12 protein-coding genes are annotated in these 14,687 nt (G+C 69.6%); all 12 read left to right on the top strand.

The genetic code is table 11. The features are described 5' to 3' along the window. Window positions 1-31: 31 nt before the first annotated feature. The 12 genes from GA0115242_RS03415 to GA0115242_RS03360 all read left to right on the top strand — a co-directional run bounded on the left by GA0115242_RS03415 (window position 32) and on the right by GA0115242_RS03360 (window position 14,680). Window positions 32-1,750: a hypothetical protein gene (locus GA0115242_RS03415; RefSeq protein WP_093824335.1), complete on the top strand. Its 1,719-nt coding sequence runs from the start codon at window positions 32-34 to the stop codon at window positions 1,748-1,750. Between the two features lie 77 nt (window positions 1,751-1,827). Next, window positions 1,828-2,100, top strand: coding sequence for a hypothetical protein (locus tag GA0115242_RS03410; RefSeq protein WP_093824333.1), 273 nt, complete (start codon window positions 1,828-1,830; stop codon window positions 2,098-2,100). A gap of 20 nt (window positions 2,101-2,120) precedes the next feature. Continuing rightward, window positions 2,121-2,492 (top strand): hypothetical protein, encoded by a 372-nt coding sequence (locus GA0115242_RS03405; RefSeq protein ID WP_093824331.1) that lies wholly within the window; start codon window positions 2,121-2,123, stop codon window positions 2,490-2,492. 47 nt (window positions 2,493-2,539) lie between these two features. After that, on the top strand, window positions 2,540-3,409 hold the full coding sequence (locus GA0115242_RS03400) for a hypothetical protein (RefSeq protein ID WP_141721473.1): 870 nt from the start codon (window positions 2,540-2,542) through the stop codon (window positions 3,407-3,409). A 3-nt stretch (window positions 3,410-3,412) separates the two neighbouring features. After that, window positions 3,413-3,946 (top strand): hypothetical protein, encoded by a 534-nt coding sequence (locus tag GA0115242_RS03395; RefSeq protein ID WP_093824327.1) that lies wholly within the window; start codon window positions 3,413-3,415, stop codon window positions 3,944-3,946. 47 nt (window positions 3,947-3,993) lie between these two features. Further along, the gene (locus GA0115242_RS03390) at window positions 3,994-4,365 is read left to right on the top strand and encodes a hypothetical protein (RefSeq protein WP_093824325.1); all 372 of its coding nucleotides are present in this window, start codon (window positions 3,994-3,996) and stop codon (window positions 4,363-4,365) included. 3 nt (window positions 4,366-4,368) lie between these two features. Continuing rightward, complete coding sequence (locus GA0115242_RS03385; protein WP_093824323.1) at window positions 4,369-5,610, top strand: phage tail tube protein; 1,242 nt, start codon at window positions 4,369-4,371, stop codon at window positions 5,608-5,610. 47 nt (window positions 5,611-5,657) lie between these two features. Beyond that, complete coding sequence (locus GA0115242_RS03380) at window positions 5,658-6,020, top strand: hypothetical protein (protein WP_093824321.1); 363 nt, start codon at window positions 5,658-5,660, stop codon at window positions 6,018-6,020. A gap of 239 nt (window positions 6,021-6,259) precedes the next feature. Next, entirely contained in the window at window positions 6,260-6,715 is a 456-nt protein-coding gene (locus GA0115242_RS03375) for an HK97 gp10 family phage protein (RefSeq protein ID WP_256089361.1), read from the top strand. A gap of 132 nt (window positions 6,716-6,847) precedes the next feature. After that, complete coding sequence (locus tag GA0115242_RS03370) at window positions 6,848-10,693, top strand: phage tail tape measure protein (protein WP_161352983.1); 3,846 nt, start codon at window positions 6,848-6,850, stop codon at window positions 10,691-10,693. Window positions 10,694-10,708: 15 nt separating this feature from the next. Next, window positions 10,709-14,122, top strand: a complete 3,414-nt coding sequence (locus GA0115242_RS03365; protein WP_093824317.1) for a hypothetical protein — start codon at window positions 10,709-10,711, stop codon at window positions 14,120-14,122. Window positions 14,123-14,131: 9 nt separating this feature from the next. Further along, window positions 14,132-14,680 carry a hypothetical protein gene (locus GA0115242_RS03360; protein WP_093824315.1) on the top strand — a complete coding sequence of 183 codons (549 nt, stop codon included), beginning with the start codon at window positions 14,132-14,134 and terminating at the stop codon, window positions 14,678-14,680. Window positions 14,681-14,687 lie beyond the last annotated feature (7 nt).

Genomic DNA, 14,687 nt, shown 5'->3' with positions numbered 1-14,687 from the left:
GTGGGGCCTTTCCCATGGAAGGAGCAGGGCTATGGCTCTGCCCAAGGCGCAGGTGCTGTTCGGGGACTCCCCGGAGGCGCCGGCACTGACCAAGGCCGAAGTTTCCCGCCGGTTCGACGAGCTGATGTCGGCTCTCGACCAGGCGCCCACCCGCGTGGTGGACCAGGCAGTCATCGCCCAGTCGTTCGGTGAAGGCCGCGGCATCTCCTTCGACACCAGCGGCCCGGCGACGGCCTTCGACGCCCTGTCGAAGGCCATCTCGCCGGAGATGGCCAAGGCTCTCTCCCCGGACGCCCTGGCGTCCGTCACGTCCGCCCTGGACGCCCTGAAGGCGGACCAGCCGGACCTGATGAAGGACATCACCACCACGTCCCCGCTCTCCAGCGGCCTGGTCGCGTACGACCTCGAGGCCCCGGCGAAGATGCTCACACCGCGGCCGACCCCGATCCGCAACCGGCTGCCGCGCCGCAAGGGCATCGGCCTGGCCCACCAGTTCAAGGTCATCTCCGGGTTCACGGGTACGGCGACCGGCGGCGTCGCCAACATCCACCCCGGTATCCAGGACACGACGCAGACGAACTTCGCCCCGTCCGGGGCGGCGAACTCGCTGTACTACGCGCGCGGCCCGAAGATCACGTACGCGGGCTACGACAAGACCGTCCCCTACAGCCAGTTCTCCGTGTCGGACGCGGTCACCTGGTCCGCGCAGTACGCAGGCCAGGGCTACCAGGACATCCGGCAGCTCTCCCGCACCAGCCTGCTCTACTCGAGCATGCTGCTGGAGGAGCGGATGCTGCTCCTGGGCCGCGGCACCAGCGGGCGAGGCTTCCTCGGGGCCCTGGCCGCGCCCTCGAACGTGACCCTGACCGCCCGCTCGGCGGCGACCGGCGAGACCGCGCTGTCCGGCGTCAGCACGAACATCTACGTCAAGGTCACCGCCGACGCCGGCGACTTCGGACAGTCCGTGCTCTCCAGCGCGGCGACCGTCGCCCCCTCGAGCCAGGTCGTCGACGTCACCGTCACCCTCCCCGCCGGCGCCACCGGCATGCGGGTGTACGTGTCCACCGGCTCCTCGGACCCCGGCGACTCCGCCCGCTGGTACGCCGGCCGGACGGGGACGAACACCTTCACCCTCCAGGGGGCACTCCCGACGTCCGGCACGGCGGCCTCGGCAGTCACCGGGGACACCACGGCGTACACCGCGGGCTACGACGGCATCCTGCCGATCTGCACCGGCGCGGACTCCGGCTACGTCAAGCGTCTGAACGCGGCCCTGTCGACATCGAACCCGGGCTCGGAGTGGCAGGACGCCTTCGCGGCCCTGTACGACAACGTGAAGGCCGACCCCGACCGCACGCTGCTCAACGGCTCCGACCGCAAGCAGCTCAGCGACTCGCTGAAGACGTCGACGTCCAGCAACTACCGGATGACGATCACCCAGGACCAGCTCACCGGGGTCACCCTCGGCGACGTCGTCAACACGATCATCAACGAGGTCACCGGCAAGGGCGTCAACGTCGAAGTCCACCCCTGGCTCCCGCAGGGCAACGCCCCGATCATCTCCGACACCCTCCCGCTCCCGGACTCCGAGGTCAGCGACGTCTGGGCGGTCTACAACGTCCAGGACATGATGGGCGTCGACTGGCCCGTCACCCAGTTCGCCTTCGAGTCCAGCTCGTACTGGATGGGCACCCTCGTCTGCTACGCCCCCGCCTGGAACGGCGCGATCACCGGCATCAAGCGGGCCTGACCAGCCCCGCGTGCGCCGGGGCCCTACGGCCGCTGAGCGGCCCCGGCGCTGCTCCCCACCCTCACCCGGAGTTCCTCATGGCCCCCAAGCTCTGCCTGCCCGACGGCGCCGTCCGCGGCATCGACATCCAGGGCGCTCAGACCGGCACCGTCACCTCCTACACCGCCGGCCGCGACGGCACCGTCACCGTCGACAACCCCCAGCACGAACGCGCCCTGCGCGAGTACGGCGCGTTCCCTTCCGCTCTCGGGGGTCACACCCGTGGCGGATACCGCTGCTCCGACTGTGGGTTCGGCGCCTTCTTCACGACCTGCTCCCGCTGCGGCGGCACCTGCCGCCGCGACAACTGACCAGAACTGAAAGGGCAATCATGGCTGCGCGTAAGACCACGACGCCGAAGACCAGCACCGCGAACCCGGACGACACCCAGGGCCCGGCAGCCGACACCACCAGCAGCCAGGAGTCCGCGCCGGACGACGGCGCCCCCAGCACCGGCGTAACCCCGGACAGCGGCGACGGCCCGGTGGCGGGCGCCGACACCCTGCCGGGGCCGGGCGACAGCGACGTCCCTGCCGTCGGAGACCCCCGGGACGAGAGCAGCAGCACCCCGAGGGCGGCCGACGCCCCCGCCCCGTGCACGACCTGCTTCCCCGGCGGCTGGCCGACCGGGCCCGGAACCACCGCAGTCGGCTGTGAGCACGGCTCCTGGACCCGGACTGCCGCTGGACCGGCAACCGACTGACCGCCCGCCCCCGCCCCCCTGGAGGTGACGTGCCCGCCGTCCCCTACGTGTCCGCCGCCGCATTCCGCGCCCACCCGACCTACCTGGACACCCAGGGCCTCAACGTCGACAGCACCAATCCGGACGCGCAGACCGCCGAGCTCACCAACCTGCTCCTCGCCGCATCCGACTGGGCCGACAGCGAACTCGACCAGCCCCTCGGCGCCCACCTGCACACGCAGACCGAGCGGATCTTCGTCGGCTCCGACCAACTCCTCAAGCTGCATGCCGACCACGGGCCCGTCCTCCAGGTCGTCAGCTTCGGCTACGGGTACGCGCCGACCGCCCTGACCGTCCTCACCACCCCGACCGTGTGGGTGGAGCAGGACACGAACATCGTCGTCTCGCTCGCCACAGCCGGCACCGTGGCCTGGTCCGGCAGCCTCCAGTTCGGCAGCCCGGGCGTGGGCGGCGACCTCTTCACCCAGGCCGTCTACGTCGCCGGGCACACCGCCACGGTCCTCGCCGACAGCGCGGAGGCGGGGGACACGACCCTGTCCGTCGCCGACCCGACCGGGATCATGCCCGGCGGCCGCTACCGGATCTGGGACCCGGGTCTCGAGGAGACCGTCACCGTCGACCCGGCCTGGATCCCGCCCGCCCCCAGCACCCTGCCCGACACCACCGTCGTGTCGCTCCTTCAGCCCCTTCGGAACGCGCACGCCGAAGACCACGACTTCTCCGGCGTGCCGGCGGACCTGCGCCGGGCGGTCGTCCTGCACACGATGAGCCAGTTGATGCGCCCGGGCACCAAAGACGAGGACGAGTACCCGGACAACGCCAGCTCGTCGACCCGCACGGAGGACTCGCGCCCCACCGGCATGGGCCTGCTCAAGGAGGCCCGCCGGACCCTGGCCAACTACGCCCGGGTCAGGTGAACGATGTCGATCACCAGCGTTCTCGACGGCATCGCCAGCTACTTCGGCGGAGAGTACGACCCGGTCACCCGCACCTACCGAAGCTCGCCCGTCCCCGGCATCGGCGTCGTGCGGCGCGGCATCCCCACGGACGACAAGATCGCCGACTACGTCAACGGGCTCCCGGCAGGCGCCCGCACCGGCTGCGTCCTCCTCGTCACCATCCCGCGCCAGCACGAGCGCCGGGTCGCACTCGGCGGCGAACACAGCGGGATGAAGCTGATCGTCTACGACGTGCTCCTGCACGCGTTCCTGCGCAGCAACACCCCGTACGCGGAGGAAGCCCAAGACGACGCGTACGCGCTGCGGGACGCGCTCGTGGCCTACATGCGGCGGGACCGCACCCTCGGCGGCTGTGTCTTCCAGGCCGGTGAGCACGTCACCGAGGCCGGCGGTGACGGCATCGACGTCGAGTACTCGCAACCCGCCACCAAGGCCGGACTCACCAAGGGCTACTTCGAGGTGCGCTTCGCGGCCGTCGAGTACATCGAAGCCTGACCCAGGCCCCCGCGCGGGCCCACCTTTTCCACGACCAGGAGGCCCGCATGGCCAAGACCAGCACGCGCACGTCCACCGACGAAGCCCCCGACGAGCCGGCTACCGAGGAGAGCAAATCTGCGCCCGGGACCGAGACGGACGGCCAGGGCGCCGGGCAGGACGAGGGCCCCGAGCTGACGCCGGGCGTCTACGAGTACGTGCACGGCATCGGCTGCGTGTACCCGCACGTCCCCCTCACCTGCTACGCCCACCAGCCGCTCGTACCCGCCACCGACACCAGCCCGGAGATCCCCGAGCAGGCCGCCACGGTCTTCGACTGGCCCGACGGGCCGCCTGCAGACGGCCGGTGGGCGAAGACCCGCAAGAAGCCCAACCAGGCCGCGGACAACGCCGGCGGCCTCCTGAGCAGCAAGGAGTAGCCGATGCCCACCACGTACGCACCCGCGAAGCAGTTCGTCGGCATCGCCAACGAGACGACGGCCGGCACGCCGGTGCCCATGACCTCCACGGTCCTCGTCGACAACTTCAAGCCCAAGGACCAGCCGAAGTTCCTCGAGGACAAGGCGTGGAGGGGCGCGATGGGCACCGACTCCTTCGCGCAGATCCCCGGCGTGGCGACCGCCGACCTCGACCTCGGCGGCCCGGTCTTCCTGGACGGGATCAGCTACTTCCTGCGCAACCTGATGGGCGACCTGTCCACGACGGGCACGTCCACCGGCTCCGGCGCCACCACCCTGGCGGCGTCCGCCGTCGCGGGCGCCGCGTCGATCTCCACCACGGCGACGATCCCGTCCGGGACGGTCGTGCAGATCGGGTCCGGTGCCACGGCGGAAGTTTTCACCACCGGCACCCCGTCAGGGTCCGGCCCGTACACGATCCCGCTCACCACGCCCACGGGCGGTCTCGTCTACCCGCATGCCTCAAGCCAGGCAGTGCAGCCCGTCACCGGCCCGTACACCTACGCGTGGGCGCTCCTCAACTCCGGCACGGGGCAGCCGATCACGCACACCCTGACCCACATGCTCGGCCCAACCGCGACAAGCGGCGCCCGCCAGTACCCCGGCGCGGTGTTCTCCGAGATGGGCTTCAAGTGGAACTCGGAGAGCGAGCTGTTCACGTGGGACGGGAAGGCCACCTCGTGGCCGTCCGTGGTCCTCGGCTCCGCGCCGACCTCGAACCCCGGCACGGTCGCACCGATCGCCTCGTGGCGGATGTCCGTCGGGATCGGCGGCCCGGCCACCGGCGGCACGCTCATCTCCACGGTCACCGACGGCGAGATCTCCCTGAAGAGGGAGATCAACCCGTACTTCACGGGGAACGGCTCGCAGGTCCCGTACGTGATCCAGCGCGCCGGCCTGACCGTCGAGGGCAAGCTCAACTTCGTGGCCGCCGACGAGAGCCCGCTGCTGTACATGCTGAACAACTCGCAGCCCCAGCTCCAACTGGCCATCAACAACGGCCTGGCCGGCCTCAACGCGGGCGCCATCGTCTTCGACTTCGCGAAGGTCGCTTTCGTCGAGGCCGAGCCGGACGGGTCGAAGACCGCCGTCGAGTACAGCAACAGCTTCAAGGCGGTGCTGAACACGACGAACGCGGGCGGCAGCGGCTCCTACAGCCCCTGCAAGATCTCCGTCACCTGCAACGTGGCCCCCGGCACCTACTGACCGACCGGGCCCACCCCACCCTCACACCCTCACCTCAAGGAGTACCGATGCGTCACGCCCTGCCCTCCGGGAACTGGGTCGAACTCCGCGACCCCGCCGATCTGCGCCGCGCCGACAAGAAGCGGGCGCTGAAGCTGGTCGGACTCGCGGAAGAGTCCGAGCTGACCCTCGCGACCGAGGTCGAGATGGCGGACGGCGTCATCTGCATGATGATCGCCGCCTGGTCTTTCGAGCTCCCGATGCCGGCCACCGCGGACTCCCTGGGGCTTCTGTCCCTGGCGGACAGCGCCGCCGTCGAGAAGCTCCCGGAGATCAAGGCCGCGCACAAGCTGATCTTCCCGGAGCAGGCGGAGGCGACGCCGGAGCAGGTGGCTGACCCGGAGTCCCCTACCGAACCCTCCGCCGGCTGAAAGCACGGCTGGAGGACCCCGCCAACGCCCGCTCGAGCACCCGGTACCCGGAGACCCGCTGGGACCGGTCGCTCGACTACCTCTGGTACGCCGAGCGCTACCACTGGACCCCCGACCAGGTCGACGCCCTGCCTCTCGAGGTGTTCCACAGCCTCCCCGACCTCGCCGAACTCGTCGACGAGATCCGCGCGGACGCCCAGGAGAAGGCACAGCGCGACGCCGAGAGGGGGTGAACGCTGGTGGCCGGATCCGTGCACATCACCGGCCTCGCCCAGTTCAACGCCGCGATGCAGGGCCTCGAGCGGGATCTCCAGCGCGCGACCCGCGTCGCGACCGCGCACGCCGCGCACCTGGCCGAGGCCGCGATCAAGCAGATGCTCACCACGAGCAGCCACCCCAAGGGGACCCCGACGCCGTCCGCGCCGGGTGACCCGCCCTCGCTCGTCACCGGCACCCTGCGCAGGTCCATCAAGGTCGTCGGCCCCGTCCCGGCCGGCTTCGGCCGCTGGGTCGCCCAGGTCGGCCCGACCGCCGTCTACGGCCGCGTGCAGGAGCTCGGCGGTCCCGTCGGCCGCGGCGCCGAACTACCGCCGCGCCCGTACGTGCAGCCCGCGTACGAGCGCCTCGTGACGACCGGCCAGATCGGCGCCGTGTACCACCGCGCCTGGCGAACCGCCCTCGCCGCCCACCACTGACTGAGCGGCCCCTGCGCTGTGCCCGTCCCGGGTGCACGGCGGACGGGGCCGCTCGCTGTGCCCGGAGGGCGGTTTCGGATGAGCGGCGGTGGCGGTGGCGGGGGACTGCTGCCTCCCGTTGTCGCGCGGTTCATGGGTGACATCACCCAGCTCCGCGCCACGATGCGGGAGGCCCGCGCGCAGGTAAACGGCACGGCCGCAGGGATGCGGCAGGCCAGTGGGACCGTGGCGGCGGGCATGGCCCGGATGGGCCGCTCGGTCAGTCTGGTCGGTGCCGGTGCGGCGGTCGCCTCCATGAAGATGGCCGGCGATTTCGAGGCCGGCACGATGGTGCTGCACACCGCCGCCGGAGAAACCCTTTCCAACCTGAAAACCGTTCGAAAGGGCATTCTTGACGTCGCGAAAGATACGGGCACCGACTGGCATAACCTCACTGAGGGCATGTACCAGATCGAAAAGGCCGGTATTCGCGGCTCCAACGGTCTAAAAGTACTGAAGGCGGCAGCCCAGGGCGCGCGCGAAGAGAACGCGTCGCTCGAATCTGTCACCAACGCAATGACTTCGGTCATGGCTTCTTATCACCTGAAGGCCGACAAGAGCGTTCAGGTGATGAACGCCATGAAGACGGCCGCCGGTGAAGGCAAGATGACAATGGAGGAATTCGCTTCCTCCCTGTCAACAGTCCTTCCGATCGCCTCGGCCAACAAGATCTCGTTCTCCGAGGTCTCAGGCGCTCTCGCGACCCTGACGCAGCACGGCACCAGCGCGCGCGAGGGCACGCAGGAGCTGGCCTCCACAATCCGCTCGCTGGCATCTCCCAACCAGGTGGCCGTGAAGGAGATGGCCAGGCTGGGGCTGTCGTCGACGGACGTCGCGACGAAGATGAAGGACGTCGACCACGGTGGCCGGGGTCTCGCAGGGACGTTCGACCTGCTGTCGAAGACCGTCCTCGGGAAGATGGGCAAGTCGGGCACGGTCCTGCTGTCCAGCTTCAACAACACGAAATTCGCTGCGCAGAACATGCGCAAAATGATTTCGCTGATGCCGCCCAAACTCCAGGAGCTTGCCCACGGCCTGGAGAAAGGGACGCTCACCGGGAACCAGTTCTCCAAGGCCATCGGCAAAATGCCTGCCAGTCAGCAGGTGCTAGGCGCGCAGTTCAAGACGCTCTTCAAAAACTCGCACGGCTTCGCTGACGAGCTGAAAAAGGGCGGCCCGGCGGCGCAGACCTATACCGAGGCCATGCGCAAAATGCTCGGCGGCGCGATCGGCCTCAATACGGCGCTGCAGCTCACCGGGGAGAACACCGACGGCTATAACGAGCGCGTCCACAAAGTCCGCGAGTCCTACAATCACGCGACGAAGGACGTCGAGGGCTGGGACGCGACCCAGAAGCTCTTCAACGTCCGCCTCGCGAAGGCCAAGCAGACCGTCTCGGTCCTGGCGATCGAGATCGGCACCAAGCTCATCCCGGTCGTCACCGCCGCCGCCGACTGGTTCGCACGCCACCAGAAGGTAGCCGTCGCGCTCGCCTCCGTGATCGGCGGCGTCCTCGCCCTGGCCGTCGTCGCGTACGCCGCCAAGCTGACCATGTCGGTGGTCAAGCCGATCGGCTCGCTCGCCAAGCTCGGCGTGGCCGGCGTGAAGGCGGGCGGACGGATCGTCCAGGGCTTCCGCTCCGCCCAGGTCGCAGGATCCGTTTTCTCCGGCCGGGCGGGCAGCTTCGGCGGCGCGCTGCGCAGAGCGTGGAACAGCGGCATCAGCGGGGCGAAGGCCGCCGGACGCGGCATCAAGAGCGCCGGGAGCGCAGCAGTATCGTTCGGGCGCACCGCGGGCCTGGCGATCGGCCGCGGCGGCCGGGCGGCGTGGTCGGGCGTAGTCGCCGGGGCCCAGGGCGCCGGGCGCGCGATGCGCGCCGCTGGCAGCGCCGCGGTGACGCTCAGCCGCAGTGCGGGCCGCGCCGCCGCCAGTGCGGGCCGTGCTGCCTGGGCCGGTCTGGTCGGCGCGGTCCGCGGCGCCGGTGCAGCGATGCGGACGGCGGGCACCGCCGCGCTCACGCTGGCGCGGTCCGTCGGCCAGGCGACGCTCGCCGCGGCCCGATCCGCGATCGCCTGGACGGTGCAGAAAGCGCGGCTCGTCGCGTCGACGATCGCGACGCGGACTGCTGCTGCCGTGCAGTGGGTCCTCAACGCGGCGATGTCCGCGAACCCGATCATGCTCGTCGTCCTCGCGATCGCTGCGCTCGTCGGGGCGCTGATCCTGGCGTACAACAAGATCGGCTGGTTCCGGAACTTCTGCAACGGGGCCTTCAAGGCGATCACCACCGCCATCGGCTGGGTCGTCGACTTCGTCAAGGCGCACTGGCCGATGCTCCTGACGCTGCTCACGGGGCCCATCGGGATCGCGGTCGCGTACATCGTCACCCACTGGAAGATGATCAGCAGGGGGTTCTCGAACGCCTACCGCGCCACGGTCAACACCGGCCGGGCCCTGATCACCTGGATCGGAGGCCTGCCGGGCAGGGCGAAGGCCGCCCTGTCCTCGCTCGCCACCTCTCTCGGCGTGCGCGCGCTCGAGGCGTGGCTGAAGTTCCGCGCCGCGACGATCCAGAAGGCGCTCGAAGCGGTCGCCTGGGTGAGGGGGCTCCCCGGCCGGGCACGCAAGGCCCTCGGCCCCCTCGGCTCCCTCCTCACCTCCGCTGGCCGGGACATGATCCGCGGCCTCATCAACGGCCTGAAGTCCATCGGCGTCAGCTCGGTGATGTCCGGCATCGCCAACAGCGCGAAGAACGCCTTCAAGTCCGCCCTCGGCATCCACTCGCCGTCGAAGGTCTTCCGCTCGCTGGGCATCTACATCAACCAGGGCCTGGTCGAAGGCCTCACCGGCAGCACCGCCAAGGTCAAGACCGCGACCAAGCGGATCGAGACCCTGATCCTGCAGACCCGCAATCACCTCACCGACCAGCGCACCAGCAGCAGGACCAGGGCAGGCCGGCGCACCAACGCGTGGGTCGCCCAGAAGCTGAAGGCGCTCGCCGGCGTCGAGCGGTACGTGAAGCGCGAGGACCGGGTGATGCGGTCCCTCGCGGCGAAACGCGACGCGACCGCCAAGAAGCTGAAGGACGCCCAGAAGAAGCTGGCCGACCTCCAGAAGTCGTGGACGTCGAAGCGCGACGAGATCGCCTCGAGCGTGATGCAGGGCATGTCGGTGGTCACCGCGTCCCCCGACGAGGGCCGCAGCGTGAACTCGTTCGACGTCGTCGCCAGCATGCGCGAGCAGGCGCGGAAGGTTGCCGAGTTCACCGCCAACCTCGCGATGCTCCGCAAGAAGGGCCTGCGCGCCGACCTGATCGACCAGATCGCGTCGGCCGGGGTAGAGGGCGGCGGCGACACCGCCCGCGCCCTGGCCGCTGCCTCGAAGGGACAGGTCAAGGAGGTCAACTCCCTCCAGACCAGCATGAAGGCCAAGGCCAAGGAGACCGGCGCGGTCGTCGCGGACGCGATGTACGGTGCCGGGATCAAAGCCGCGCAGGGCCTGGTCAAGGGCCTCCAGCGGCAAGAGAAGGCCATCGAGAAGCAGATGGTCCGGATCGCCAAGAAGATGGCCGCAGCGATCCGGCACGCCCTGCGCATCAAGTCGCCGTCGCAGGTGTTCGCAGACATCGGCGGCTACATCCCCCAGGGGCTCGCCGTCGGTATCACCGGCGCAGCACGGCACGCCGTGACCGCGGCCAAGCGGCTGTCCACCCAGGTCACCAGCGCGAGCAGCATCAGCCAGGCCGCGTTCTCCGCGAACGCGTCCAGCTACCGCATCCCCGCCCAGCGCAGCGGCTCGTACACCTACGTCGACCGGCGCACCGTGAAGGTCGAAGTGCGGGGGCACGTCATGACGGAGCGGGAGCTGGTGAAGGTCGTCGAGGAGGGCTTCCTCAAGAAGGGGATGCGCAACTCCAGCACCTACCCCGCCTACAAGCGCTGAGCAGAGGAGACCGCGGTGCCGAAACTGGCTGCCCTTCAGGACTTCTTCGGGGCACCGGCCCTCGGACCGACCTGGAGCGCCTCGACCAGTGCCCCGGACGTGAGCCTGGACCAGGTCCTCGACCGGGTCCAGATCGCGTGCACGACGTCGTACCCGCAGCTCGGTGCCGCGGGTCCCTGGGACGCTACGAGCAGCGCGGTCTACGCCCGGGTCGTCCCGCCGCCGGTCGGGAACGGCGGCACGCAGCTCCTGATGCGGCTCAGCCTCGACGCGAGCAACCGGGCCACGCTCATCTACAGCGGCGGGAGCCTGTCGGCCGCCGTCCTGAACGCCGGTGTCACCACGACCGTGTCCGTCGGCACCTACAACCCGTTCCTGCACGCCTGGTGGCGTATCCGGGAGCAGGCCGGCAACTTCCTCTTCGACACGTCGCCGGACGGCTGGTCCTGGACGCCCGGCGCGACCATCCCGCACTCCTGGCCGGCGGGCGCGGTGCAGGCTGTGTGGCTGTGCGGCTACTCCGGGACCGAGGCCGCGGGCATGTACGCCTACGTGGATCAGGTCGGCACCACCGTCACCGCCCCTGCCGAGATCAACCTCAACTTCCCCCGGATCGAGGACGGCTGGGGGCCGCTGTGGGACAGCAACGGAGGCACCGTCCCCCTCGACCGCTACGTCGACATCTCCGAGCGCGTACGGAACGGCGTCACCGTCGGCCGCGGCCGCCAGTACGAAACCGACCAGGTGCGCGCGGCCGAGGTGCAGCTCGAGCTGGCGAACGACGACGGGCGCCTCGAGCCGACCAACACGGCCGGGCCCTGGTACGGATCCATCAACCCCTACCAGCCCTACCGGCGGCGGGCGCAGTGGCCGCCCAGCCGGAATCTCCTCGATCAGGTGATGGCGACCGGCGGGGATCTCGGCGGCTTCTCGGGAGTCATCGTGACAGCGGCCACCGGCATCTTCTCCAGCACGGACACCGCGGCCACCTTCGTCACCACCGCGAGCGCCTGGCAGGGATCCACCGTGATGCAGTTCGCGGTCCCCGCCTCGGCCCCCGCGCAGTCGAGGATCTGCTACGCCCCTCGGCCTCCTGTCGTACCGGGCCGCACGTACACCGTCAGCCTCCGCGTCCGGAACATCACCCAGTCCAGCAGCCTCTCCGTCGCAGCGGCGCTGGGCTGGTACACGACGGCGGGCGGCCTCACCCCGTCCACCACCAGCTACGGCACCACCGCGGTCCTGGCGGGCTCGGCGAGCGCTGGGTGGACGACGCTCGTCGTCACCGCCACCGCGCCCGCAGGCGCCGCCGGATTCTTCTCCGGCGTGGCGACCGCAGCGACCGCTGCCGCTGCCTGCGCCGTCCAGGTCGACGGCTGGCAGCTTGAGGCCGGCGCGCAGGCCACCACCTGGCAGGTACCCGGCATCTGGTACCCGGTCTACGCCGGGTGGACCGAGCGTTGGCCGGCGCAGTGGGGGCAGGACGGCACGTACGGGCGCGTCTCTCCGTCCGCAGTCGACTCGCTGGCGCTCCTCAGCCAGCAAACGCTGGCGGACCCGCTCACGCAGGAAATCAATTCCCTCTCACCGCGGTTCGTCTACAAATTCGACGACCCGAGCGGCTCATCCAGCGTGGCGGACTGGACTGGGAATTACCCGGCAGCGTCAATCGCCGCTGGCAAATACGGGCCGGGCGTCGTCACCCTGGGCGCGGAAATCACGGCCACTGACACCGTGAATGGAATCTACACCGGCAGTACGGGGACGGTGGCAAATTTCAACAACGGCAGCCCGGGCGTCGCTCTCACTGCGCCCGCGTCATTCGTCAAATTGTCGTCCGCTGGAATTATGGGTCCCGCAGACCCGTCCCAGTGGTCCCGGCTGATGGCGTTCAGGTACACCGGCCCCACACCTACGAGCGGTGCCTTCCTGTGGAGCAGCATGGATGGCCAGCGCTCGGGCGGGAACCCGTCGGGTGCGCACATCTACCTCTACCTGGACTCCAACGGTGTGCCGAGACTGTGGATCCAAGGCCCATCCGGTGCCTCGAACGTCGTCCCGTTCGGCGGCTCAGCCAACTGTGTCGATGGAAACTGGCATTTGCTGTGGTTCGGCTACAACCAGAACACCCAGCAGATGTTCGCTTCTCTGGACGGCGCCACTGCTTCCTACTTCGGCGGAATTGCAGTTAATAGAACGCCTACGGGGTTGATTTCCGACAATGTCGGCGGATTCGTCGACGTCACCGTTGGAAACGGAACTGCAAACAACTATAAGGGTGACATCAGTTTCATCGTCGAGTTCCCCACCATTCCCATTTCCTCTGCGCAGATCACCGGGATGTACAGCGCGTGGAAGGCTGCAGCCAGCGGAGAGTCGACGACCGCGCGCTACCGGCGGATCCTCCGCTACGCCGGATACACGGGACCCACCAGTCTCCAGACCGGCCTGACCACGTCCATGGGCCCCGCCGCGACGGACGGCCAGGACGCTGTGAGTGCCCTCGAGGCCGTCGTGGCAACGGAGGGCGGAGCCCACTACATCGCCCGGGACGGCACCATCACCTTCAAGTCGCGCAGCGACCGCTACAACGCTTTCGCCCCCCTGTACGTGTTCGGGGAGCGAGAGGATCTCGGGGAGCTGCCGTACGAGAGCTGCGAGACCGACTTCGACCCGACCCACCTGGCCAATGCTGCAGAGGTCACCCAGGAGTCCACCGGGCAGCTCTTCTACGACACCGATGCCCCCAGCACGAAGGCCTTCTTCAAGCGGCCGATCACCCGCACCATCAACTCGACGAATGCCGACGAGTGCCAGGACGCCGCCAGCTACCTCATCTCCCGCTACCGGCGCCCCGCCACCCGCGTCAGCTCCCTGGTCCTGCACCCGTCCGCCAACCCCGCCCTCTGGCCGGTCTGCCTCGGCCTCGAGCTGGGCACCCGCGCCCGGGCCGTACGGCGGCCGCCCGGGGTCCCGCCGGTGACGGTAGAGATGTTCGTCGAGAACCTGGAGTGGGCCTGGGGGGATGACCTCGAAGCGAAGCTCACCCTCCAGGGATCCCCGGCCGACCTGAGCCCGTACGGCATCATCGCCGCCTGGCACACCACCCTCGCGACGTCCCCGGCCGCCGGCGTCACCACGGTCACCGTCCGCGCCGGCCAGGACAACACCAACGTGCTCGCCGCGCAGATCGCGCCCGGCCAGCAGCTCGTCCTCGGCCAGGGCACCGCCAACCAGGAGACCGTCACCGTCTCCGCGGTCGGCAATACCGCCTCCGGATGGACCACCGGCACGCTCACTCTGACCGCCGCCACCACCAAGTCCCACGCGAGCGGCGATGTCGTCTGCGAACCGCTCCCGGCAGGCACCACCGACTCCACTACCTGGGACAGCGTCGCCGGGTTCGACGCCATCTGCTTCGCCTACTAGGAGGCCCCCATGCCCCGCACACCGCCGGTCATCGCCAGCCAGCAGCCCGGCAACTACCTGACGGGCGCGCTGTGGAACGCCAGCGTGAAGGCCATGGGCGACTGGTGTCTGGGCAGCGGCACCAACGGGGCCCCGCGCTTCCGGGGCTACGCCACGGTGGCGCAGGCGCTGTCGAACGACACCTGGACGCCGCTGACGCTGGACAGCGAGTTCTTCGATTCGGACAACGGACACTCGACGACGACGAACACGTCCAGGTTTGTGGTGCCGGTGGCCGGCACGTGGGATGTCACGGGCAGCGTGGGGTTCGCAGCGAACGGCACCGCGAACCGAGCGGTCCGCATCACGGTCAACGGGGCCGCGGTCACCGGCAGTTTCGTGAAGACGAGCTCGGCGACGGCCGCGGGGAGCTGCGGCCTGGTGACGGTCTGCCAGGTCGTGTGCGCGGTGAACGACTACATCGAGGTGCAGGGCAACCAGAACTCCGGTGGCGCTCTCAACACGAACGCCGGAAGCGACGTCTGCTCATCGCTCGGCTGCTTCTGGTTCTCCGGATGATGATCAG

The sequence above is a fragment of the Streptomyces sp. SolWspMP-5a-2 genome, assembly GCF_900091845.1.
Taxonomy (GTDB): Bacteria; Actinomycetota; Actinomycetes; order Streptomycetales; family Streptomycetaceae; genus Streptomyces; species Streptomyces doudnae.
The sequence above is the reverse complement of the archived record's forward strand: the minus strand, read 5'-3'. Positions and strand labels throughout refer to the sequence as shown.

What these genes read in the sequence shown, in the direction of transcription:
- GA0115242_RS03415 (WP_093824335.1), top strand. Translation starts at nt 32, where the DNA reads ATGGCTCTGCCCAAGGCGCAGGTGCTGTTCGGGGACTCCCCGGAGGCG.
- GA0115242_RS03410 (WP_093824333.1), top strand. Translation starts at nt 1,828, where the DNA reads ATGGCCCCCAAGCTCTGCCTGCCCGACGGCGCCGTCCGCGGCATCGAC.
- GA0115242_RS03405 (WP_093824331.1), top strand. Translation starts at nt 2,121, where the DNA reads ATGGCTGCGCGTAAGACCACGACGCCGAAGACCAGCACCGCGAACCCG.
- GA0115242_RS03395 (WP_093824327.1), top strand. Translation starts at nt 3,413, where the DNA reads ATGTCGATCACCAGCGTTCTCGACGGCATCGCCAGCTACTTCGGCGGA.
- GA0115242_RS03390 (WP_093824325.1), top strand. Translation starts at nt 3,994, where the DNA reads ATGGCCAAGACCAGCACGCGCACGTCCACCGACGAAGCCCCCGACGAG.
- GA0115242_RS03385 (WP_093824323.1), top strand. Translation starts at nt 4,369, where the DNA reads ATGCCCACCACGTACGCACCCGCGAAGCAGTTCGTCGGCATCGCCAAC.
- GA0115242_RS03380 (WP_093824321.1), top strand. Translation starts at nt 5,658, where the DNA reads ATGCGTCACGCCCTGCCCTCCGGGAACTGGGTCGAACTCCGCGACCCC.
- GA0115242_RS03370 (WP_161352983.1), top strand. Translation starts at nt 6,848, where the DNA reads ATGGGTGACATCACCCAGCTCCGCGCCACGATGCGGGAGGCCCGCGCG.
- GA0115242_RS03360 (WP_093824315.1), top strand. Translation starts at nt 14,132, where the DNA reads ATGCCCCGCACACCGCCGGTCATCGCCAGCCAGCAGCCCGGCAACTAC.